Annotated in this window: 12 protein-coding genes; 6 read left to right on the forward strand and 6 right to left on the reverse strand. The window is 35.0% G+C overall.

Going from position 1 to position 23,534, the window contains the following annotated elements:
• The 4 genes from N4A35_04160 (at position 1) to N4A35_04175 (ending at position 8,623) form a co-directional block, all read left to right on the forward strand.
• The gene (locus N4A35_04160; GenBank protein MCT4580589.1) at positions 1–921 is read left to right on the forward strand and encodes a type IX secretion system membrane protein PorP/SprF; all 921 of its coding nucleotides are present in this window, start codon (positions 1–3) and stop codon (positions 919–921) included.
• A gap of 2 nt (positions 922–923) precedes the next feature.
• A complete protein-coding gene (locus tag N4A35_04165) occupies positions 924–3,185 on the forward strand; it encodes an OmpA family protein (protein ID MCT4580590.1) in 2,262 nt (753 codons plus the stop codon).
• Between the two features lie 101 nt (positions 3,186–3,286).
• The gene (locus N4A35_04170) at positions 3,287–7,174 is read left to right on the forward strand and encodes a gliding motility-associated C-terminal domain-containing protein (protein MCT4580591.1); all 3,888 of its coding nucleotides are present in this window, start codon (positions 3,287–3,289) and stop codon (positions 7,172–7,174) included.
• A 207-nt stretch (positions 7,175–7,381) separates the two neighbouring features.
• Complete coding sequence (locus N4A35_04175; GenBank protein MCT4580592.1) at positions 7,382–8,623, forward strand: GldG family protein; 1,242 nt, start codon at positions 7,382–7,384, stop codon at positions 8,621–8,623.
• A 196-nt stretch (positions 8,624–8,819) separates the two neighbouring features.
• Here N4A35_04175 and N4A35_04180 read toward each other — a convergent pair whose 3' ends face one another.
• From N4A35_04180 to N4A35_04205, 6 genes are all read right to left on the reverse strand, one after another.
• On the reverse strand, positions 8,820–9,845 hold the full coding sequence (locus N4A35_04180) for a DUF4476 domain-containing protein (GenBank protein MCT4580593.1): 1,026 nt from the start codon (positions 9,843–9,845) through the stop codon (positions 8,820–8,822).
• A 70-nt stretch (positions 9,846–9,915) separates the two neighbouring features.
• Positions 9,916–11,775 carry a T9SS type A sorting domain-containing protein gene (locus N4A35_04185; protein ID MCT4580594.1) on the reverse strand — a complete coding sequence of 620 codons (1,860 nt, stop codon included), beginning with the start codon at positions 11,773–11,775 and terminating at the stop codon, positions 9,916–9,918.
• 35 nt (positions 11,776–11,810) lie between these two features.
• Complete coding sequence (locus tag N4A35_04190; GenBank protein MCT4580595.1) at positions 11,811–13,007, reverse strand: flippase-like domain-containing protein; 1,197 nt, start codon at positions 13,005–13,007, stop codon at positions 11,811–11,813.
• A 3-nt stretch (positions 13,008–13,010) separates the two neighbouring features.
• The gene (locus tag N4A35_04195; protein MCT4580596.1) at positions 13,011–13,568 is read right to left on the reverse strand and encodes a hypothetical protein; all 558 of its coding nucleotides are present in this window, start codon (positions 13,566–13,568) and stop codon (positions 13,011–13,013) included.
• Between the two features lie 3 nt (positions 13,569–13,571).
• Positions 13,572–15,707, reverse strand: coding sequence for a methylmalonyl-CoA mutase (scpA, locus tag N4A35_04200; protein ID MCT4580597.1), 2,136 nt, complete (start codon positions 15,705–15,707; stop codon positions 13,572–13,574).
• 25 nt (positions 15,708–15,732) lie between these two features.
• A complete protein-coding gene (locus N4A35_04205) occupies positions 15,733–17,121 on the reverse strand; it encodes a methylmalonyl-CoA mutase family protein (GenBank protein MCT4580598.1) in 1,389 nt (462 codons plus the stop codon).
• 160 nt (positions 17,122–17,281) lie between these two features.
• Between N4A35_04205 and N4A35_04210 the strand changes: the two genes are divergently transcribed.
• Complete coding sequence (locus tag N4A35_04210) at positions 17,282–20,662, forward strand: T9SS type A sorting domain-containing protein (protein MCT4580599.1); 3,381 nt, start codon at positions 17,282–17,284, stop codon at positions 20,660–20,662.
• Between the two features lie 205 nt (positions 20,663–20,867).
• Entirely contained in the window at positions 20,868–23,414 is a 2,547-nt protein-coding gene (locus N4A35_04215; protein ID MCT4580600.1) for a T9SS type A sorting domain-containing protein, read from the forward strand.
• Positions 23,415–23,534 lie beyond the last annotated feature (120 nt).

A 23,534-nucleotide genomic window follows, 5' to 3' on the forward strand; every position in this document is an offset into this window, starting at 1 on the left:
ATGGTAAAAACGTTTAAATATAGCCTTACATTTCTTCTTGTTTGTATTCTTTTTTTTAGGAATATAGCACAACAGGATTTTGTGCATACACAATATATGTTTAACCTCTTTAGCATAAATCCTGCTTATGCAGGGAGTAAAAACACCATGGATATTAATTTATCTCATAGAAGTCAGTGGATAGGTTTAGACGGAGCACCACAAACTCAATTTTTATCCATCCACTCCCCTATTTTACAAAATAAAGTAGGACTAGGACTTCAAATTAGTAACGATGCAATTGGCCCAAGAAAAGTCTTAGGAGTTAATACTGCTTATGCTTATCATATTGATCTCAACAAAGGTAAACTAGGATTTGGGTTGAGAGCTGGAGCATATAATTTTACTTATGATTGGAGTCAACTTAATTATGAATCTGGCTATGATGGTGTAATTGGCATGAAAAACCCTAATACACTTGCTGTTAATTTTGATTTTGGGGTTTATTATAAAAACAGAGTCAACTATGCTGGTTTAGAAATAGCTCATTTAAATCAAGCTAAAATTTACACTTCAGATTCGTTAACAAGCGAAGCGCACTTATACCCACACCTAGCCTTATTTTATGGACATGCTTTCGAAATCAACGACAATATGGTTCTTAAATCTTCGATCTTGGCTCGTGCTGTTCAAAATAACAGTTATATCGATGTCAACCTGAGTATGCTTTTTAATGATTTTCTATGGTTTGGCGCTTCATACAAAAGTGTAGGAATCGTTGGAGCGATTACAAAATTCAACATTTCTAAACGATTCAATGCTGGATATTCTTTAGATTATCCAATTTCTAATACTTTTTTAAAAAGGACTTCCCACGAGCTATTTTTAACGTACAACATCTCTATGTATAAAGAGTTAGGAGTCTCTCCTCGTTATTTTTAATTGTGAAAAAGTTATTATTATTCATATTACTCGGAGTTAACTTTCTTTTGTTTGGACAAGAACAAAAAGGAGATGAATACTTTCAATTACATGATTATAACGCAGCGATCAAAGCCTACCTAAAAGCACTTAAGAAAAATGAAAATGGGACCCTACACCAAAAAGTAGGAAAGGCTTATTTATTTGCGAAAGATTATAACAATGCTGATAAACACTACAACCTATCTTTAACATTTGATGATCAAGATGATTCGACTTTATTTCAGTATGCAAAAGCTTTATTAATCTTAAATCATAAAAAAGAAGCAAGAAAATACTTTGACGTTTATTCAACAAAATACCCTAAAGATCATTTAGCAAAACAGTATTTAAAACTTTACGACTCTTTGTTAGTTGATACGCAAAGAAAACCAGACTTTTCTATTCAAACTTTAGAAGGTGGAATTAATACTGAACTTTCAGAATACGGAGCTAAACCCCATAAAAATGGATTATTATACCTTTCAGAAAAATCACCAGATTTAGTGAATGACCAACACAATACGCTTGTAAACTCAAATTATTTTGGGATTTATTACAGTGAAAATTCAGGAGTAGGAAACTTTTACAATAATAAATTAAACTCTCCATGGAATAATGGTTCTGTAGTCTTATCTCCAGATGGTTCAAAACTGTATTTCACAAAAACATTCCGCAATAGAAAAACAGAAGTCATGCAACTTTTTTATTGTAACATTGAGGGAGATAAATTATCTAAACCAATTCCTTTTGAGTACAACAACAAAGAATACTCTATACTTCATCCAGCTTTTAGTGAAGATGGAAAAACACTTTACTTCAGTTCTAATAAAAAAGGAGGTAAAGGAGGCTGGGATATTTATTATTCTAAAAAAGATCGAAAATACGGTTGGTTGGCTCCTAAACCCATAAATGGAAATATTAATACAGCCGGCAATGAAGTTTTTCCGCATGCATATAAGGGCAATCTTTACTTTTCCTCTGATGGACATTTTGGATATGGAGGTTTAGATCTTTTTAAAGCTAGAGCCAATGAATATTATAAAAACATTTACAATTTAGGAGCTCCCATTAACTCACCTAAGGATGATTTTTCAATTTTTTACACCTCTCAACTTAACGGCTACTTTTCAAGTGATCGACCATCAGGAAAGGGGAAAGATGACATTTATCAATTTACCGAAATAGAGCATCCAATAATAACAGATACTGCAACTTCTATTTCTGGAGTATTTCAATTCAAAAAGATTGGACTAGCTCAAAAGGAATTAATCTTATATGATGAAAATGGTATTGAGGTTGAAAGAATTATTACGGATAAAGATGGGAACTTTGTTTTTAATCAATTAAAGCCTGGAGTAAATTATACCATTTTACCAGCTGAAGAAATTGAAGATGCAGATTTATTTCTAACCAATTCGAAAGGTGAAAAAATTATCTTAGCCCAAAGCGATGGGAAACAATTTATCTTTAAAACAATAAAATCAGATTACGCCGAAGCCTTACTCCCTATTGAAGAGGAAGATCCCAGTTTTTTAATTATACCTATCAAAGGTTTTGTTTATAAAACGATCAAAGGAGATTTTAATGAACGAATCGAAATCAAGGTCTATGATGAAAGTGGTACTTTGATTGGAAGAACATACACTAATAAAGATGGAACTTTTGTCTTTAATACCCTAACTCCTCAAAATAATTACTTCTTGGAAATAGCAGAAGAGGAAGAACTCCATATCATTATCAAGTCAAAAAATGATACTGATGAACAAGCAGAGAGACAAGAAAACGGTCAATTTCTTTTCAAGAGAATCAAGAATAATGATGACGCTATTTTATTAGTAAATGAAAACAATGATTTAATTCGAATTTTCCAAAATGAGCGCTTCTCCGTTAATAATATATTATACGAAACCAATAGTGCAGAATTAAATATTGATGCCATTACTGAACTTAACAAATTATACATCATGTATAAGAAAAACATTCATTTAACCTTTACAATAGAATCCCATACAGACAGTAAAGGCAGTGATAAATACAATTTAAAGCTATCAGAAAAAAGAGCAAAAAAAGTAGTAGAATACCTTGAAAACAAGGGTATTCCCAAAACACACTTAATTGCTAAAGGCCTAGGAGAAACCAAATTACTAAACAAATGTGGTAATAACGATAGTTGTTCGGATGAAGAACATGCCATCAATAGACGAACTGAAATTAAATTAAAAGGTAAAAAAACAGAGTTTTAATCAAAATACTTATTTTCAATAATTTATCTTAAAATAAGTCTCATTAATAGACAACCTTTTCTTAAATTCAACGTCAATAATTTGCAATTATTGATACGATTTTGAGATTTGTTTTTGTCCATATTGTTATATTCTTTTTTTCTTTCGCTAGTTATTGGGGACAAGAAAAGCATGCTGCTATTCAATTTAGAGAAAACAAAGGACAGTATGAATCTTTTATACGATATTACTTATCGATTAATGAAGGGGAGATATACCTAGAAGACAATCAAATTACTTATCATTTATTCAGTAGAGACTTGATCGCTGATATTCACCACCACAAAAAGCCCAAAGACACTCCTATCAATGGACATGCTTATCGTGTTTCTTTTGAAAATGCTAATACATCTTCTCTTTTTTATGGAGAAGGTCAATCTTCTAATTACAGCAACTATTTTATTGGGAACAATTCTAAAAAGTGGGCCAGTCAAGTTTATGATTACGAAACTGTTTATTACAAAAACATCTATGAGGGTATCGATTTAAAATTTTATGGCTTTTATGGACAAGTCAAGTACGATTTCATTGTTGAACCTGGAGCAAATCCAGAAAACATCATTTTAAAATACGATGGTATTGACCAAATGAAAATTAAGAATGGACACTTATTCTTAGAGTCCAACTATGGAACTTTAGTAGAACAAAGTCCTTATGCCTACCAAATCATTGACGGAAAAGAAGTTAAAATAGATTGCCAATATGTTTTAAAAGGGAATAAAGTTTCTTTTCAATTGAATGAAGCCTACAATCCAAACATTGAGTTAATCATTGACCCTGTTTTATCATTTGCTACCTATACAGGATCCACTGCTAGTAATTTTGGCTGTACTGCTACTTATGATGATGATGGAAATATGTATGTTGGCGGAACTGTTTTTGGCTTTGGTTATCCCACCACTATTGGAGGTTTTCAAACTACCTATAACGGCGGTTCTATTGATATGGGAATTACTAAATTTTCTTCTAACGGTTCCAACCTTATCTACTCTACCTATATTGGTGGGAGTGATAACGAAATCCCCCATAGTTTGGTCGTTAATAGTTTAAATCATCTTTGTATTATGGGAACATCAGGATCAATAGATTACCCAACCACTAATGGAGTTTATGATGATACTTTTAATGCTGGACCTTCTCTTAGTTTAGGTACTGGATATGGTTTTCAATACCTAAACGGTTGTGATATTGTTATTTCAAAACTAAATTTAAATGGGTCTACTCTTTTGGGGTCCACTTTTGTAGGAGGAACGGGAAATGATGGTATCAATCGAGATTCAGAATTACATTATAATTATGGAGATGCTTTTAGGGGAGAAATCATTGTTGATGCAAACGATAATATTTATGTAGCATCCACAACATCATCAACTGATTTTCCAACAAATTCTCCTACACAAGCATCATACGGAGGAGGTGGTTTAGATGGCTGTGTTTTTAAACTCAATAACACCCTATCGACATTGTTATGGGGAACCTACGTTGGAGGAAGTAATTACGATTGTGCCTATTCAATACAATTAGATGCTATTGGTGATATTTTTGTAACTGGCGGAACAAAAAGCACAGATTTTACCACAACTAGTGGAGCTTTACATGAATCCTACATAGGAGGAAGTGCAGATGGTTTTATCACTCATTATACTGCTAATGGGAGTGCTATAGCAGCCTCAACCTATATCGGAACTTCTGGATATGATCAATGTTTTTTTGTACAAGCTGATATTGATGATGATATTTTTGTTGTTGGGCAAACAGATGGCACATACCCCATTACTCCAGGAACATATAACAACCCTAACAGCGGACAATTTATACAAAAACTTCCTAATGATTTAAGCAGTTCTTTAGTCTCTACAACTATTGGAACTGGTTCGGGAGAAGTGGATATTGCTATCAGTGCTTTTTTGGTTAGTGACTGTAATCAAATTTATATTTCTGGATGGGGAGGCGCCACCAATAGATTCACAACAATGGGAGCGCTAGCAACTTCTAGTACAACTTCTGGATTACCTACCACCTCTCCTACTTTCCAAAACACTACAGATGGAGACGACTTCTATTTAGCTGTATTGAATGAAAATGCACAAGACTTACTATACGCAACTTTTTTTGGAGGAACTTTAAGTCACGAACATGTTGATGGAGGGACAAGTCGTTTTGATAAAAGAGGAAAAGTATATCAAGCTGTTTGTGCTGGATGTGGAGGCTTTGATGACTTTCCAACGAACCCTAGTGCTTGGTCTACAACCAACAATAGTACTAATTGTAATCTGGGAGCTTTTAAATTTGATTTGGCCAATATCACTCCTACCATAAGTATTCCTCTTCCTTACGTATGCTTACCAAGCTCCTATACTTTTAGCAATAATTCATCTGGAGGGAATTCCTATTATTGGGATTTTGGTGATGGTAATAGCTCTACTGATTTTGAACCTGTCCATAATTACTCCGATACAGGAAATTATCAAGTGCAGTTAATTGTAATGGACACCAGTGGATGTTTAGCTCCCGACACTGCTTACTTAAGTATAGATGTTTTTATGCTTAATAATGCAATTATTACGCAAACAGACACTATTTGTCCAGGAGACAGTGCTCAACTAAATGCTAGTGGTGGAGTAAGCTACCAGTGGAGTCCCAACACCTACATCTCCAACCCTACTATTGCTAATCCATACGTATATCCTCCAACTACCACAACTTATCAAGTTGTTACTACAGATAGTTGTGGAGCTGATACTGCTCAAATCATTATTGAGGTATACAATGAAGTCATCACAACAATGCCAGATTCAACAATATGTATTGGAAATTCAGTCCAGCTAACGGCTTCAGGAGGCACGGACTACAACTGGCTCCCTACACCAGACATGGTTAACCCAAGTACTCAAACACCAACAGTCACACCAACAACTACGACGACCTATTTTGTTGATGTAACTACAGCTAATGGTTGTCAATTACTCGACTCCGTTACTATAAATGTAATCACTACAATTCCTATCCCGGACCTCCCCAACGATACTTTAATTTGCTACGGTGACACCATTAATATTTCTGCAAGTGGAGGTTCTTCAATACTATGGAACCCAGCCAATATTGTGGGCGACCCTATCAGTTATAACACTACCGCATTTCCTACAGACACCACCATGCTTGTTGCCGATTTTATCAACGCTTGTGGAGTTGTCAGAGATTCTTTCTTAATTGAAGTTACAGACATCTTTCCAACTATTGTAAACGATACCATTATATGCCCAAATGATACAGCGATATTATGGGCTGATAACGCTGACTTTTACGAATGGTCTCCAGCTAGTTCTTTGACACATCCTGATAGTAATTACACCTTAGCAATCCCTCAAGGAGAAACAGTATATCAAGTAATTTGTTCTAATACAGCAGGCTGCTCTAAAACACTCACAACGACTGTAGAACTCTTCCCTACTCCTTACGTCTATGCAGGAGCTGATTTAAACGTGTTTTATGGTGTACCTACAACTTTAAATGGAACAACTACAATGAATACACTATACTGGGAAAGTCCCGATAGTCTTAGCTGTATCCATTGTTTAACCCCTCAGTTTATTCCAAGTTCAACTTCTGAACACATTTTATTTGTTGAAGATGAAAATGGATGCATTAACTCTGATACTGTTACGACTTATGTAAATAGTACATTATATATTCCTAATTCATTTTCCCCAAATGGAGATGGACACAATGACTTTTTTATTACTCTTGGTGAAGAAATTACAGCCTTTAACATAAAAGTTTTTGATCGTTGGGGATTATTAATTTTTGAATCTGATGATTTAGATCACTATTGGGACGGAAAATACAAAGGAAAATTAGTGCAACAAGACGCCTATATTTGGAAAGTTAAATATAGTGATCACACCAACAGTGGAACTGAAATCATTGGTCATGTAAATGTTATAAAATAAAGATCTCAATTTATTTTTACAATTTACGCTTTTGAATTGAACGACTAATTTTATCTTTATATCCAAATGAAAACAATCTTTTTACTAAATCAGCTAGGTATAATGTTTATTACAAGATCCACTTTTTTGTTTCTCCCCTTAATACTAGTAGTCTTCGTTACTTCTTCTTGCGCTAACTCCGAAAAGGAAAAGAACACAGAAGTTAAGATGAAGAATCTTATTACGAACGGATATACCAATAAGACATCCTATTCTTCTAAAGATTCTATCACTATCTTTTTAAATACACTTCAAACCGTAAAGGACTATGAATTAGAAATCCTTACTATAAATGGAGAAAAAGTTCATACTGTTTACACTTCTATTTTTCCTCAAGAAATCGACTCTAACAAACTCTATGAAAAAGGATTTGGATACAAAGAAAATATAAAAATAGCTGTCCCGAATTTGAAAAGCGGAATCTATCTAATAGAAGGTAAAATTCCATTTATTATCAAACCCAATCAACAATATGACGTAATTGTTTTATATTCCTCAAATACTGAAAATGCCTACTGTAATCAAGGAGGAAAAAGCACTTATGCATACAACTCCTCTGATAGAATACCAGCAACAACTGTATCCTTTGAGCGTCCAATTAGTCTTCCTAAACACTCCTCAGAATTTTTAAGGTGGTTAGAAAAAGATAGCGGTTATGACATTGGCTATATTTGTGATCAAGACCTGGATGATTATCATAACATCGCTAATGCAGAATTACTAATTATACCAGGACATTCTGAATATTGGACAAAAAAAGCTAGACAAAATTTTGATCGTTTTGTAGCACAAGGAAAAAATGCTCTAATATTGAGTGGTAATTCCATGTGGTGGCAGGTTCGCTATAATCAATCAGGGAATCAAATGATTTGTCACAGAGTAAAAGAAGAGGACTCTATTGAAAACGCTAGTTTACAAACGATCCTTTGGAATGATTCCTCTTTAAATTATCCAATTCTTGAATCTATTGGACTCGACTTCGACTATGGAGGTTATGGGAAAAAAGGAAGAAGTTGGGGAGGATATAAAATAGTCTCTAATGCCTCTCCTATTTTTAAAGGCGTAGATCTTTCTGTAAACGATACGTTACACCTACCAACCGATGAGTATGATGGGGCTAATTTAATTTTCTCTGATGATTCTTTAAGTGTGTCACTGAACAATCGTTATAATTTCTACCAATATGAACTCATTGGATATGACCTCGCAAAACGAAAGGAACACTCAAATGGCGCATGGATTATGATGCAAAAAAAGCCATCTTCTGGTATTATCATCAATACTGGCTCAACCAATTGGTGTAAATCAGAAGGTATGCTTGAAAAGGACGCTGATAAAATCAAACAATTGACCTTAAACATGATGGATTTGTTATTAAATAATCCGTCTTCTATTTTCCAAAAGAACTAAGCCAACTTATAAAGAACGGCTTAAGTTATATTTCCACGGGTAAAACTCACCACAATAAACCTATTGGGGTTATTAACGGATCAAGCTAACCCTACAATTTAACAACAAAAAAGCCCTTAGCATGATACTAAGGACTTTCTTTGATTTATTAACTATATGACTTCTTATTTAATAAGTTAGATATTGTTTAAACTATTTACAATGCATTTAAAAATGCTTGTTTGTTATTAGAAAAAGTAAATGTTTCTCCTGCCATCCAGTAATTACCTTTATCAGAAATATATGGTATTGCTGCTTTTGCTGTTTCCAATCGATTATTATCGAATGTAAACGCTCTTAATAATTGAGTCATCTGCTGCGATGAAATCCTACCATTTTTTATTGCAGTTAAGACCACTTGTTTTCTATTGTTATCAAAACTCTCTTTCCTAACCGCATTTTGTAGTACCTGAAAAGCCTGATGATTCATACCATAGCTGTTGTTTGGTCTTGGGTAGTTAGGTCTAGGCGAGCAAGTACCATTTCCACCATTATTATAAGCTCCGTTTCTATTGATATGTCTTAGGAAGTTTCTTTTGTTAGAATCAAACACAAATGTCTCCCCTACTATAAAGTAGTTTTCTATATCAACAACCGAATTTGTTATTTGCTTTGCTGCATTTAAACGATGTGAATCGAATGAAAACTTTTGTAATAGATGCTTCGCTTGGTTAGAAGTGATTCCATGTCTTTGAGCTCTTTGAACCAACATTCTCGCTTTACGGCTATCAGTTGAATGTCTAAAATCATTTCTCAATTGATTAAACACGTAACGACTCATACCATAATTATAGTGATTCCCATTGGGCATGTTCCCATAATTTGAATTATCGTATTGGTTATTATAATCATTTGGATAAGGTGTATAAAAACTACCATTGTTACTTGTTGAAATCGTTAAATTCCCATTAGTTATTGTACCAAACAATTCTTGACCATCTTCTATATCAATAAAACCATTGTACAAAGAAGAAGAAGTATAATTATTTTTCTGAATTACAGATAAGGTATGCCTACCTGGAAATAAATCAAGAAAACGTATTGTTGAAGAAGTCTGATATTGTTCACCATCTAAATAAACAGTATAAGAATTCCCTCCATTCAAAGCTAAGTTCAACGTAGAACTTGCCATAGCAACTCCTGATAACAGTGCTAATCCGATTAAAGTAGTAATTGTTTTCATACGCTTAATTTTTATAGTTCCTGCGTGTAAAACAATTTACGTGCCAAAATTCGTTTATATATAAAACCGTCTATTTTTTTATCAATTTAACGAACTGTTCTTCATCATCAGAAATAAGTTTTACAAAGTACACCCCTTCAACCAATGAATCTGTTGCTATTTTAATCAGACCTCCTTGGCTATTCTTTTGATAAATCAATTTCCCAGTCACATCTACAATTGACAGTTCTACAGGGCTATTGACACTAATAAATAAAACTTCGTTAAATGGATTGGGATATATTTCATTAACCTGCTTAGGGGTATCCAACATACTTGATATTTGCTCTAGTTCAAAGCAATCTGATGTACTTGAACAATGCATATTAGAAACTGTTACCGCATATTCTCCAGAGTTATTTGCTGTATAACTTTGATTTGTAGCTCCTTGTATTAAAACATTTCCATTGGTACAATCCAACCATTGATAAGTTGCCCCAACTTCTCCTACTGTTAAAGTAGAACCTTGAGCAGTAATTGTACTATTGATTTCATTTTGGACTGTTAGATTTATCGTGATCACAGAATCACACCCACTTACTGAAGTATAAGTATTGGTATAACTTCCAGTTGATGTATAATTATTTCCATCTGTAGCATAGGATGAACCATAACAGATTGTTGTATCAATGGTGTTTTGGTAGGTTTCACTAACCGTTAAATCTAAAGTAAGAACAGAGTCACACCCTTGCTGATTTACAAGTATATAAGTTGCATTGTTGTTGGAAGAAGTATAAGTGTTCCCGTCGATCCAGGTAAAGGAGTCACAGGCTATTTGTGTGTCAACTCCAGTCGTAAAATGGTTAATTGTTAAGTTAAGTGTAACTATTGAATCTCCTCCTAATTGGTTGATTAAGGTATGTGTAGCTGTATTGTTGGAAGACGTATATACATTCCCATCGATCCAAGTATAACTATCGCAGGCCATTTGAATATCTGTTCCATAATTCGTATGGCTTTGAGTTTGGCAAAAAACTCTATTATTACCAAAACTATCATTGAAATTCTGCAATTCATTCCAGATATAATTTGTCGCTGCTTGATAATTATTCGCCACAATAGGATCAATATATTGTACTGGCATAAAATTGTAAGAATTAGGTGTTGGTTCTTCATACATTGCCATGTAGGTTATCATTGCAGCTAAAAAATACAGCGTTGGTCTTCCGTGAGGAGCATCATCCTCATAAAGTGTAGTTAACGGAATTTGATTAAAGGGAGCTTGATTTAAAAGGCCACTAATTATAGGTCCTACTGGAATCATTCTTATACACAAGTTGGGATTAGCATTCATTACAGAATCGTGATATTCTAAAAACCAATCGTGGAATCCACCATTTAAATAAGTATTATAATTTTGCCATTCTTGTTGTGTTGGTGGAAAACCATTATTCAAATAAGGTCCCATATCTGGCCAGTTTTCATAGAGATAATAAGTCATTGAGTCTTCTTGTTGACTACACCAATTAAAAATATGATTGGTTGCTTCTATTGGAGATAGGGTATCATTATAATAATCTGCTGTTGGTGGTTGCCATTGCTCAAAATTAGATGGCGTCAGTAGTATATTAGTAAAGTTTGCAGCAGCAAAGCTCTCTAGGTCGGAATCCCATGCCCCTTGAACAGAATCAAAGCCCCACTGAGCTATTGGAGGTAAATTAACATGTTGTTGTAAAAAGCCGTACTGTCCACTAACAGCATAATTGTGATTGGCTTCATTTGCTAAAAAATGAAACCAATGTGGTACAGATGTCTCCTGACTAGGTGTTACGTTTACTTGATATTCATGGTTAATCAAGCTATGACCAAATATAAAGGTCCTTACATTTTTTTGAGCTTGTACCCCCCAATAATTACTGATTAAAAGTAGTACTCCTATCAATCTATTCATCTTGTGATATTTATAGACATTACGAAATAAAAGTACTATGGTTGCTTTATTTTCTTCGTTCTATTCAGCCACCTTGGTAGTACTATAGAGCCTAAAAACAGATAAGGATAATAACTAATTAAACGCCAAAGGATTGCAAAAATGATGGCCATACCAAAAGGAATAAATTCTCCTAGAAAAACAGTAAATGTATATTCAGCGACACCACTTCCTCCAGGGGTTGGACTTACTAACATCAAAATCCACATCCCCAGCTCTCTTGCATACAATTTAAAATGATCTGTTATGCCAAGTGCTACAAAGCCTTGAATAATAAAGTTAATTACCATAAAACGTCCAGTCCATGCAATAGCTGTAGCTAAAAATGGTTTGATCCAATATCCCAATGACTTTCCTTTCAAACTTAGAGAAGCTAACTCAATTTCTTCTCCTGTTTTTACAGCTTTAGTTTTAAATCGATTTAAAACTGGTAAAGAAAAAACTATTCGTAAAAAACGTTTAACTATCTGAGGGCGAATTAATAATCCCACAAACAGAAATATAAAAAAGAATAGAACAAAGCCATAAGCCAACCAGAATAGTCCCTCCACTCCCAATTCCATTCCTAAAACGACCTTTCCTTCAATAGGCGGAAAAAACGTTGATTGTCCTATTAAAACATACATCAAAGGAATCATCAATAAAAAAAAGAGGTTATCAAACATTGTTGTGATCATTACCAATGCAGTGGCTTTTCCTAAAGCTATTTTTTCTCTATTTAATATAAACATAGCCAATGCAGCTCCTCCAACAACTCCAGGAGTCAAAGAAGAAGCAAACTCCCAAACTGCTACTACATTAAACGACTGTCTCCAAGACAATTCTTTACCTGACAACATTCGAATACGATACATGTACATGATATCTCTTAATAGCATCATGCTCCAAGCTAATAGCAACCACAATAATGTATAAAAAGACCAGTTAATCTTTTGCAGCACCTCTTTATAGGTAATCAATTGATATTCACCACCTTTAAACTCAGTAAATTCATTAACATCTGTTGTTTGAACAATGCCATCACCATTAGCATCAACCCATTGATACATCCCTAAACCAGCCTCTACCTTTTCGAAGCGAACTGCACTTAGGTTAAAGTATAACAACAAGCCTGATACCAATAAACCTAGTAATACAGGAAAGATAATTCGGGTATTCTTAAATTGTTTTGTTATTTCTTGTTCTTCTCCCAAACCTTAATCCAATATATCTTCAATTAAAACTTTTTTACCATCAAGACTTACATAAATATTTTGCCAATTCTTGCCAGGTTTCAAAACTGCGCGGTAGGTAATCACCGAATCCCCAAGTTCAACTTCGTTGAGCCATTCTGGTTGTTCGGACAACATTTCCTCATTAAATGGAATTGTATCTTTCTTAAAATGATAACGTCTTACTAACCTGTTTAATTCTTCATCACAAACATTACAGTACAGTAATATTGCAACATCCAATTTAGGTACTAACTGATCTTTAAATTTAATAACCTCAATACACTCATTCACTGGAGTTCCTAACAAGGCATTATATATTTCGATTCCAGAACGCTTTTTAAAAGATCCACTTAATTTATCATAAGACTTATCGGCAAATTGATATAAAGTCCAACACCCAAGAATGAAAGCGGTTAATATGGCTACAGTAGCCATCCAAAGAATAGTTTTCTGCTTTTTTAACCTCCACCAAACCAACAATATACCACTTACAATAAGTAATGAAAATGCCACCAAAAACAATAAGGCTATTGCTTTCATTTTTTACGCAGAATAAGCCTCTATCAACAACTTTAAAATATCTTGAGCCGCACTACTAATTTTAGTTCCAGGTCCAAAAACTGCTGCTACTCCTCTATCAAATAGGTATTGATAATCTTGTTGTGGAATGACACCTCCAGCAATCACCATGATATCTTCTCTTCCTAACTTTTTCAATTCATCAATAACTTGAGGGACTAAGGTCTTATGTCCAGCAGCTAATGAAGAAACTCCTAAAATATGTACATCATTCTCTACTGCTTGTTTAGCAGCTTCTTCTGGTGTTTGAAACAATGGTCCTATATCAACATCAAATCCTATATCAGCAAAAGAAGTAGCTACCACCTTAGCTCCTCTATCGTGACCATCTTGTCCCATTTTTGCTACCATAATACGTGGTCTTCTTCCTGCGACACGATCAAACTCTTCAGAAAGTTGTGTTGCTTTTTCAAAATCTTTATCTCCCATTGCTTCTGTTGAATATACTCCTGAAATAGAACGTATTGTTGCTGTATAACGTTTAAACGAACTTTCCAAAGCATCTGATATTTCACCAAGAGAAGCACGTTCTCTTGCTGCATTAACTGCTAGTTCCAATAAGTTTCCTTCGCCTGTTTCAGCACACTTTTCTAGTGCTCTTAAAGCTTCTTGTACCTTCTCATTGTTTCGCTCAGCTCTCATTTTATTCAAACGTTCAATCTGAGCCTCTCTAACCTTAGTATTATCAACTTCCAAAATATCAAACTCTTCTACTTCATCAGTTTGATAAGCATTAACACCAACAATGATTTCTTTTCCAGCATCAATTTTAGCCTGTTTTCTGGCAGCTGCTTCTTCAATTCTCATTTTTGGCAAACCAGTTTCGATAGCTTTTGCCATTCCTCCTAGCTCTTCTACCTCTTGAATTAAAGCCCATGCTTTATCTGCTATTTCTTGTGTTAATTTCTCTACATAATACGAACCTGCCCATGGATCTATCGCTTTGGTAATATCCGTTTCATTCTGAATGTACAACTGCGTATTACGTGCTATACGTGCAGAGAAATCAGTTGGCAACGCTATCGCCTCATCTAACGCATTGGTGTGCAATGACTGTGTTCCTCCTAAAGTTGCTGCCATTGCCTCTATACAAGTTCTTGCGACATTATTAAATGGATCCTGTTCAGTTAAACTCCAACCACTTGTTTGACAATGTGTTCGCAATGCCATTGATTTTGGGTTCTTAGGATTAAATTGTTTCACCAATTTAGCCCATAATAATCGTCCTGCACGCATTTTAGCAATCTCCATAAAGTGATTCATCCCAATTGCCCAGAAAAAGGATAAACGTGGCGCAAATGTATCAATATCCAATCCTGAAGCTATACCAGTACGAATATATTCAAGCCCATCAGCTAATGTATACGCCAGCTCAATATCGGCAGTTGCCCCTGCTTCTTGCATGTGATAACCAGAAATACTAATAGAGTTAAACTTTGGCATATTTTGAGAAGTATACTCAAAGATATCTGCAATTATTTTCATTGAAGGTAAAGGAGGATAGATATAGGTATTTCTTACCATAAACTCCTTTAAAATATCATTCTGAATAGTTCCTGACAACAACTTTTGATCTACTCCCTGTTCCTCTGCTGCAACAATATAGAAAGCCAAAATGGGCAATACAGCTCCATTCATGGTCATTGATACCGACATTTTATCCAACGGAATTTGGTCAAATAAGATTTTCATGTCTAAGACCGAATCAATTGCTACACCAGCTTTTCCTACATCTCCTACAACTCTAGGGTGATCAGAATCATACCCTCTATGTGTTGCTAAATCGAAAGCTACTGACAACCCTTTTTGTCCAGCTGCTAAATTTCTTCGATAGAACGCATTGGATTCTTCAGCAGTACTAAAACCTGCATACTGTCGAATAGTCCATGGTCTAGAAACATACATCGTTGAATATGGACCTCTTAAATTAGGTGCTATTCCCCCAACAAATTTTAAATGCTCTAACTTATCAGTATCATTTTGATCGTAATAATTTTGAATTTCTATCTGTTCTGGAGCAGACCAATTTTTACTTTTTTGATCCCCATTTACTGGCTTCTCCTTTCTTTTTATATCAACTCCTTTAAAACTTTTTCTCATAACTCAATTCTAATTATCCAAATCACTATTTAGATTCAAAAACACTTGATAACCTCTTTACAACCAACTTTTTAAAAACCCCAACCTCAACATTATCTTCAACAGAAAAACATTCTATCTCTTCTTTCTCATTTCTAAATTTATTGACTCCAACCATCACCTTTTTCTCATCTAAAAGCATTTTTTCTTTCACTGTCTGCTCTTGTTCGATTATAGCCTGTAATTCCCCTTGAGATAATAACGACATGATTCCCCCTTTCTCTTCAAAGTACTGAAATTGCTTCCACGCATTTTGCTGTAGTTGTTCGGTCAATGATTCAATGTAGTAAGAACCTCCAGCTGGGTCTATAACTTGATTTAAATAAGCCTCTTCTTGCATCAACAATTGAATGTTCTTAGCCAACCTTAACCCAAAATTTTCCGAATCTTTTTTCTCATTGTAATCAAAAGGTAACACAACCAAAGCGTCTACACCAGCTATTACCGCCGACATTGCCCCTGTTGTTGCTCTCAATAGATTATTGTATTTATCAGCTAAGGAATAATTAAAGTTTGAGGTCACAGCAGCAATTTTAATCTTAAAATCAGTCAAACTATTGTCGTACTCACTAACAATTGTTGCCCATAACGTTCTAAAAGCTCTTATTTTCGCTATTTCAAGAAAATATGATGTCCCTATAGCAAAATTAAATTCTATGGTCTCTAAGACCTCTTTTAGCGACTCTCCTGCATTTAATCGTTGCAATAAATACTCATGACCATGTGTTAGCGCACAAGCTATCTGAGTATCTACATTTGCTCCTGCGTTGGCATAAACACTTCCATCAACACCAAAGGTATTCATGTGAGGCATCTGTGCACTAAATGCCTTTAAATAATCAACAGCTTCTTCATCAAACTTCAAAGCACCAGTAGTAGCCAACTCATTGATAGGGTCAAAAATTAAACCTCCATTGATAGCCTGGAATGAATACCCAGATTTTTCGCAATAAGCAATCAGACCTTTTCCTATTTCTTCGCAATTTACCGAATGAACATGAAGGTACAACTTAATGATGTCTAATTGTACATCTTTAAATACAGCTTCAAAATCAAGTGTTGTCTCCACAAAAATTTCTAATGCATTAACACCACCCCTTAACGCTTCTAAAAGCTGATGATTTAAGGTTAGAGGATCAGACTCTTTAAACTGTTGACGAATATCCCAAGCATTGTTAAGGCTTTTTGTTCCTCTTGTATAGGGGAATTCATTGGGGTTTGAATGTACTATATCTGTTTCAAATATTACAGGATTTACTTTCCCTATTTCAGATTCCCAAATTACACTTTCAAAAGGCTTCCCCTTTAAATCTTGTATAATTTTATCTTCCCATTCTTTTTGACTACTCTCCTTGAACTCATCAAATAGTTGCATACAATATCTGTTGTTAAAATTTAAAGTTCAAAAATACAAATTTTATCATAAACAGCATCTACTTAAAAACCAGTTAGTTTATAAACAAAACCTTTGATAATTGTTGAATACTTATTTAGCTACAACTATATTATTAAAGTAAATTTGCAAAAAAAATGAAATGAAAAAATATATACTTTCTATCTATTTGTTGAGCAGTTTATTTTCAACATCACTTTACAGCCAAACTACAATAGCCAAACAAGGATTTGAAACATCAGGAGATACATGGACTCCTTTAACCTTATCAACTCCTGCTTGTACAAATGGAGCTGATATATGGGATTATAGAACTTTTTTAAATACCATTTCACCAAGTGAGGGTTCTTCTTTTTGGGGGATAGCTGACTTAAATGGAAATTGTGGTGGTTCAGGATTTGAAACAATTAGTCTTCCTAATGTAGATATTTCTGCTTATTCCTCGGTTACATTTTCGTTTGATTACAATGTATTTGAATTTGATAATGGAGATGATTTAAAATATGAATTATTTTATGACAATGTCAGTCAGGGAGAAGTGGTTGTAATAGACGGTTCTTCTAACCTATCTACAGGAGGATGGATAACTGAAACTGTAGCAATTAACAGCTCTGTTACAAACGTTAGCGTTGTATTATCAGCAAAGCAAAATGGTGGAGGTGACTATGGAGGTTTTGATAATGTTAAACTAGAGGGGATATCTTGTACTTCTCCTGACCTTCCTACAGTGACTTATTCTCCTATTTCTACATGTAGTGATAGTACGATAACCTTAACGATAAATGGGAACCTAAATGATGCTACTGAATGGTATATTTACTCTGGAAGTTGTGGAGGTACGCTAGAGGGAGCTACTACTACTTCTACATTTCAATTAGCACCTAATAGCACGACCACATACTATGTGAGAGGCGAAGGTGGTTGTGTAACTCCTGGTAGCTGTGGTACTGTAACTGTGAATGTTACACCTACCGACAATGCTAGTTTCTACTATGCTAATTCACTTTATTGTCAAAATGCTACAGACCCAACACCTACAATTTCAGGATTATCTGGCGGAATGTTTAGTGCTACTCCAAGTGGTCTATCATTAAACCCTAGCACTGGTGCTATCGATGTTTCAGCAAGTTCTCCAAACATCTATGCTATCACCTATACTACTAATGGTAGCTGCCCTAATAGCCATATTGAATACCTAACCATTTCTGGTCCAACAGTTGGTTATGATGTGATTGCAACTTGTAATTCCTATACTTGGATTGATGGGGTAACCTATACATCTAGCAACTTTTCAGCCACTCACCTCCTTACCAATAGTTTAGGATGTGATTCGATTGCAACGTTAAACCTTACGATTTTTAATTCAGACAACGTTACCGATACTCAAGTCGCTTGTGATAGTTACACTTGGATTGACGGGATTACCTATACTTCATCAAACAATACAGCTACACATACACTTACCAATCAAAATGGATGTGACTCGATTGTAACACTTAACTTAACAATTAACAATAGCACAACTGGAGTTGATACACATATTGCCTGTGGTTCATTTACTTGGATTGATGGAATAACTTATACTGCATCGAACACTACCGCTACGCATACACTTACTAATCAAAATGGATGTGACTCAATTGTAACACTTAACTTAACAATTACGACGACTCTAACTGGAACCGACACCCAAACTGCTTGTGATAGCTACACTTGGATCGATGGGATAACTTATACAGCTTCAAACAATACTGCGATGCACACATTGACCTCTGTTCAAGGATGTGATTCGATTGTAACACTAAACTTAACCATTTTAAATAGCTCTACAGGAATTGATACACAAGTGGCTTGTAACTCATATACCTGGATTGATGGAATGACTTATACCTCTTCCAACAATACAGCTACGCACACCTTAACCAATAGCGTTGGATGTGATTCTGTTGTTACTTTAAATTTAACGATCCACCCTAGCGACAACACCATCGATACACAAAGTGCATGTAATTCGTTTACTTGGATTGATGGGATTACTTATACCGCTTCGAACACTACCGCTACACACACACTAACCAATCAAAATGGATGTGACTCAATTGTGACACTAAATTTAACTATTCATCAACCTAACTCTGGTGTTGACATTCAAAGTGCTTGTAACTCTTACACCTGGATTGATGGGATTACTTATACAGCATCAAACAGTACGGCTACACATACCCTCACCAATATTCATGGATGCGACTCAGTTGTTACCTTAAACTTAACCATTACAACTACGTTAACTGGAACCGATACACAAACTGCTTGTGGAAGCTATACTTGGATTGACGGAAACACTTATACTTCTTCCAACAATACAGCAACACATACGCTAACCTCATCTCAAGGCTGTGATTCTATTGTAACACTAGACCTAACCATCTTTAATGCTGATAATGTTACCGATACTCAAGTTGCATGTGATAGTTATACTTGGATCGATGGGATAACTTATACTACAAATAATAATACCGCAACGCATACCTTAACCAATCAAAATGGGTGCGACAGTATTGTTACCTTGGACTTAACAATACTAAATACTACCTACGGTACTGATAATCAAACTGCTTGTAGCAGCTATACTTGGATAGATGGAGTCACTTATACTACTTCCAATAACACTGCTACACATACATTAACCAATAGTGTTGGATGTGATTCTGTTGTTACCTTAAACTTAACGTTAGGGATGCCAAACACTGGAATTGATACACAATTTGCTTGTACAGATTTTACTTGGATTGACGGTATTACTTATACTTCTTCGAACAACACAGCTACTTTCACGTTAACTAATATGAGTGGGTGTGATAGCATTGTAACGCTAAACTTAACCATCAATTCGGCAACATCATCTACTGAGTCTATCACTATTTGTGGAGGTGAAACTTATATTATTGGAAATAGTGCCTACCATACATCTGGAACCTACACAACCACACTAACAACAATTGGAGGCTGTGACTCGGTTGTTACAACAAACCTAACTGTTGGGCAAGAAATTGACACTTATGTAGAGCGTTTAAATGATGTATTTACAGTTAATTCAACTCCAGGAGCCACTTACCAATGGCTCGATTGTGAGAATAATTTTGCTCCAATAGCTGGAGCAACTAACACGACGTATACAGCTAATGAAACTGGTGTATATGCTGTTGCTATTACTCTTGGTAATTGTTCTGATACCTCAATTTGCAATGAACTACCTTATATTGTAGACGTCCATAATCCAACCAACTCTACAATAAAAGTTTATCCTAATCCAGCAAAAGAGCATGTAACCATTGAATTTGAAAAAAATGATCATGTTCATTTAATTACAATTACCGATTTATCGGGGAAAATAGTATTAAGCGAACCTGTTCTAAACCAAACCAATACCATTCTACCTATTGAAGCACTCAACACAGGAGTTTACTTCATTAGAGTTCATGCTCAAAGTAAGTTGGATATCATACAACTCATTAAACAATAATTACATTAACAGTTCATTATCAACGAGCTTAAGAAACCAATCTTAAGCTCGTTTTTTTTTATCTCCTATTTCATAAAATACAATATTCAACATTAAAACACATATATTAATCTAACACAAAAACAACTACATCATGTTTTTTTTGTATTTTATCTTAATATTTAATATTTTTACAATTAATATTTAACCCCTATACCCCACTTTCATGAAACACCCCAAAACACTACATTTTACGCTATTATTCTTTTTATGTTTATTGTTTAATCTGAACTTTTACAGCCAAACCTATTCTGCAACTGATAGCGTTAGCACCTTTATTTTTAGCGCTCCCTATACCAATAACGGAAAAGGGTTCAGTTTTTCTCCTGATACTACCATTTCAATTAGTCAACTTGGGAAGAGAGTTCCAAATGCTTTGGGTAATTACACTTGGACCATTTGGGACATAGACAATATGACGCTTCTTCATCAACAAGCTAGCCTAACTAATGTTGCTGATGTATATACTTATGAACCTATTAGCAGCCCTTTAATCTTATTAAAAGGAAAGCAATATGCGCTTGTTCTATACTGTGATGCTACAGTTGGTTCAATGTTTTATCTAAGTGCTTCTAGCCAGATAAATACACATTTAACTTATATCTCAGGACTAACCTGCAACAACTGTTCTCCAAGTTCCTATACACTTCAAAGTAACCCTGGCCTTCACATGGGGTTTGCTGACTTTCACTTTTGCATTCCATCAACTGGAATAGATACACAAATTGCTTGTAATTCTTATACTTGGATTGATGGAAACACTTACAATTCCTCTAATAATACAGCCACACATACAATATTAGGAGGGGCAGCAAATGGATGTGATTCTATTGTAACACTTAATTTAACAATTAACCATTCTACGTCAGGGGTCGACACACAAACAGCGTGTGATTCCTATACTTGGATCGACGGGAACACTTACACCTCTTCTAATAATTCAGCCACACATACCTTAACCAATAGCGTTGGGTGTGATTCGGTTGTTACGCTTAACTTAACAGTAAATTATGCTACGACTGGTACTGATACACAAATAGCCTGCGATTCTTATACTTGGATAGATGGGAACACTTATACTTCTTCTAACAATTCAGCTACACATACCTTAACCAATAGTGTCGGATGTGATTCGGTAGTTACACTTAACTTAACGATCAATAATACTACAACTGGTATAGACACACAAATAGCTTGCGATTCTTATACTTGGATAGACGGGAATACTTATACCTCTTCGAATAACACAGCCACACACACCTTAACCAATAGCTTTGGGTGTGATTCGGTAGTTACACTTAACCTAACGATCAATAATACTACAACTGGTATTGATACACAAATAGCCTGCGATAGTTATACTTGGATAGATGGGAACACTTATACCTCTTCGAATAATACAGCCACACATACCTTAACCAATAGTCTTGGATGTGATTCGGTTGTTACGCTTAACTTAACAGTGAATCATGCTACGACTGGTACTGATACACAAACTGCATGTGATGTATTCACATGGATTGATGGAAACACTTATACTTCTTCCAATAATACGGCTACACATACCTTAACCAATAGCAGCGGGTGCGATTCGGTTGTTACACTTAACCTTACAATTAACCACTCTACTATTGGGCTTGACACACAAATAGCCTGCGATTCTTTCACATGGATTGATGGAAACACCTATACCTCTTCCAATAATTTAGCTACCTATACTCTACCCAATAGTGTTGGGTGTGATTCTATTGTTACACTTAACCTTACAATAAATCATTCTACGACAGGGATTGACACGCAGACTGCTTGCGATACTTACACATGGATAGATGGAAACACTTATACCTCTTCGAACAATACAGCCACACATACCTTAACCAATAGTGTTGGGTGTGATTCTATCATTACTCTAAACCTTACACTAAACCATTCTACGACTGGAATAGACACACAAACGGCTTGCAACAGCTACACATGGATTGATGGGAATACTTATACCTCTTCGAACAATACAGCTACCCACACCTTAAGCAATAGTGTTGGATGTGATTCGGTAGTCACACTTAATTTGACAATTCTTACAGCTGTTTCTCACACTCAAACAATTAACACTTGCGCAGGTGAACCATTTACGGTAGGAACTGACACCTATTATACTTCAGGCACCTATGTCGCTACTTTAACTTCTCAAGATGGCTGTGACTCCATTGTAACCACTAACTTAATAGTAGCCGAAGAAATTGACACCTATGTAGAGCGATTAAATGCTGATTTTTCTGTAAAACCTATCGCTAATGCATCCTATCAATGGTTGGATTGCGATAATGGTTACTCACCAATAGTAGGAGCTACCAGCCCTAACTTTACAGCAACTGAAATAGGATTTTATGCGGTTGCAATTGATGTGGACAATTGTAGAGATACTTCTATATGTAATCATTTACCCTATATTGTTTCCATAGCTCAAGAGCAACAAGAGCAACTAAAAGTATACCCTAACCCAACAAAAGACCTCATTACGATTGAACACCATAATAACAGCCTAGATGCTAAGCTAACGATAACAGACCTTTCTGGAAGAATTTTACACCTCTCCCCTGCTTTAAATCAAGAAAAAATTACAATTTCAACAGCACATTTTAAGAACGGACTGTACTTGATTACTTTAGAATCATATAAGCATACAGAAACTCTTCAATTTATTAAACACTAACATTAAGTACCTCAGTGCAATCCCCATCCATTGATTTATGGATGGGGATTTTTTATTCGTGTCTACACAAAACTATTGTATATCAAGATATTCCGCTTCAAAACCCCATCAAAAACACTG

Source organism: Flavobacteriales bacterium (assembly GCA_025210295.1).
GTDB lineage: Bacteria > Bacteroidota > Bacteroidia > Flavobacteriales_D > Parvicellaceae > S010-51.

Excerpts from the sequence above, each read along its gene's own strand:
- N4A35_04160 (MCT4580589.1), top strand. The coding sequence starts at position 1 with ATGGTAAAAACGTTTAAATATAGCCTTACATTTCTTCTTGTTTGTATT.
- N4A35_04175 (MCT4580592.1), top strand. The coding sequence starts at position 7,382 with ATGAAGAATCTTATTACGAACGGATATACCAATAAGACATCCTATTCT.
- N4A35_04180 (MCT4580593.1), bottom strand. The coding sequence starts at position 9,845 with ATGAAAACAATTACTACTTTAATCGGATTAGCACTGTTATCAGGAGTT.
- N4A35_04185 (MCT4580594.1), bottom strand. The coding sequence starts at position 11,775 with ATGAATAGATTGATAGGAGTACTACTTTTAATCAGTAATTATTGGGGG.
- N4A35_04195 (MCT4580596.1), bottom strand. The coding sequence starts at position 13,568 with ATGAAAGCAATAGCCTTATTGTTTTTGGTGGCATTTTCATTACTTATT.
- scpA (MCT4580597.1), bottom strand. The coding sequence starts at position 15,707 with ATGAGAAAAAGTTTTAAAGGAGTTGATATAAAAAGAAAGGAGAAGCCA.
- N4A35_04205 (MCT4580598.1), bottom strand. The coding sequence starts at position 17,121 with ATGCAACTATTTGATGAGTTCAAGGAGAGTAGTCAAAAAGAATGGGAA.
- N4A35_04210 (MCT4580599.1), top strand. The coding sequence starts at position 17,282 with ATGAAAAAATATATACTTTCTATCTATTTGTTGAGCAGTTTATTTTCA.
- N4A35_04215 (MCT4580600.1), top strand. The coding sequence starts at position 20,868 with ATGAAACACCCCAAAACACTACATTTTACGCTATTATTCTTTTTATGT.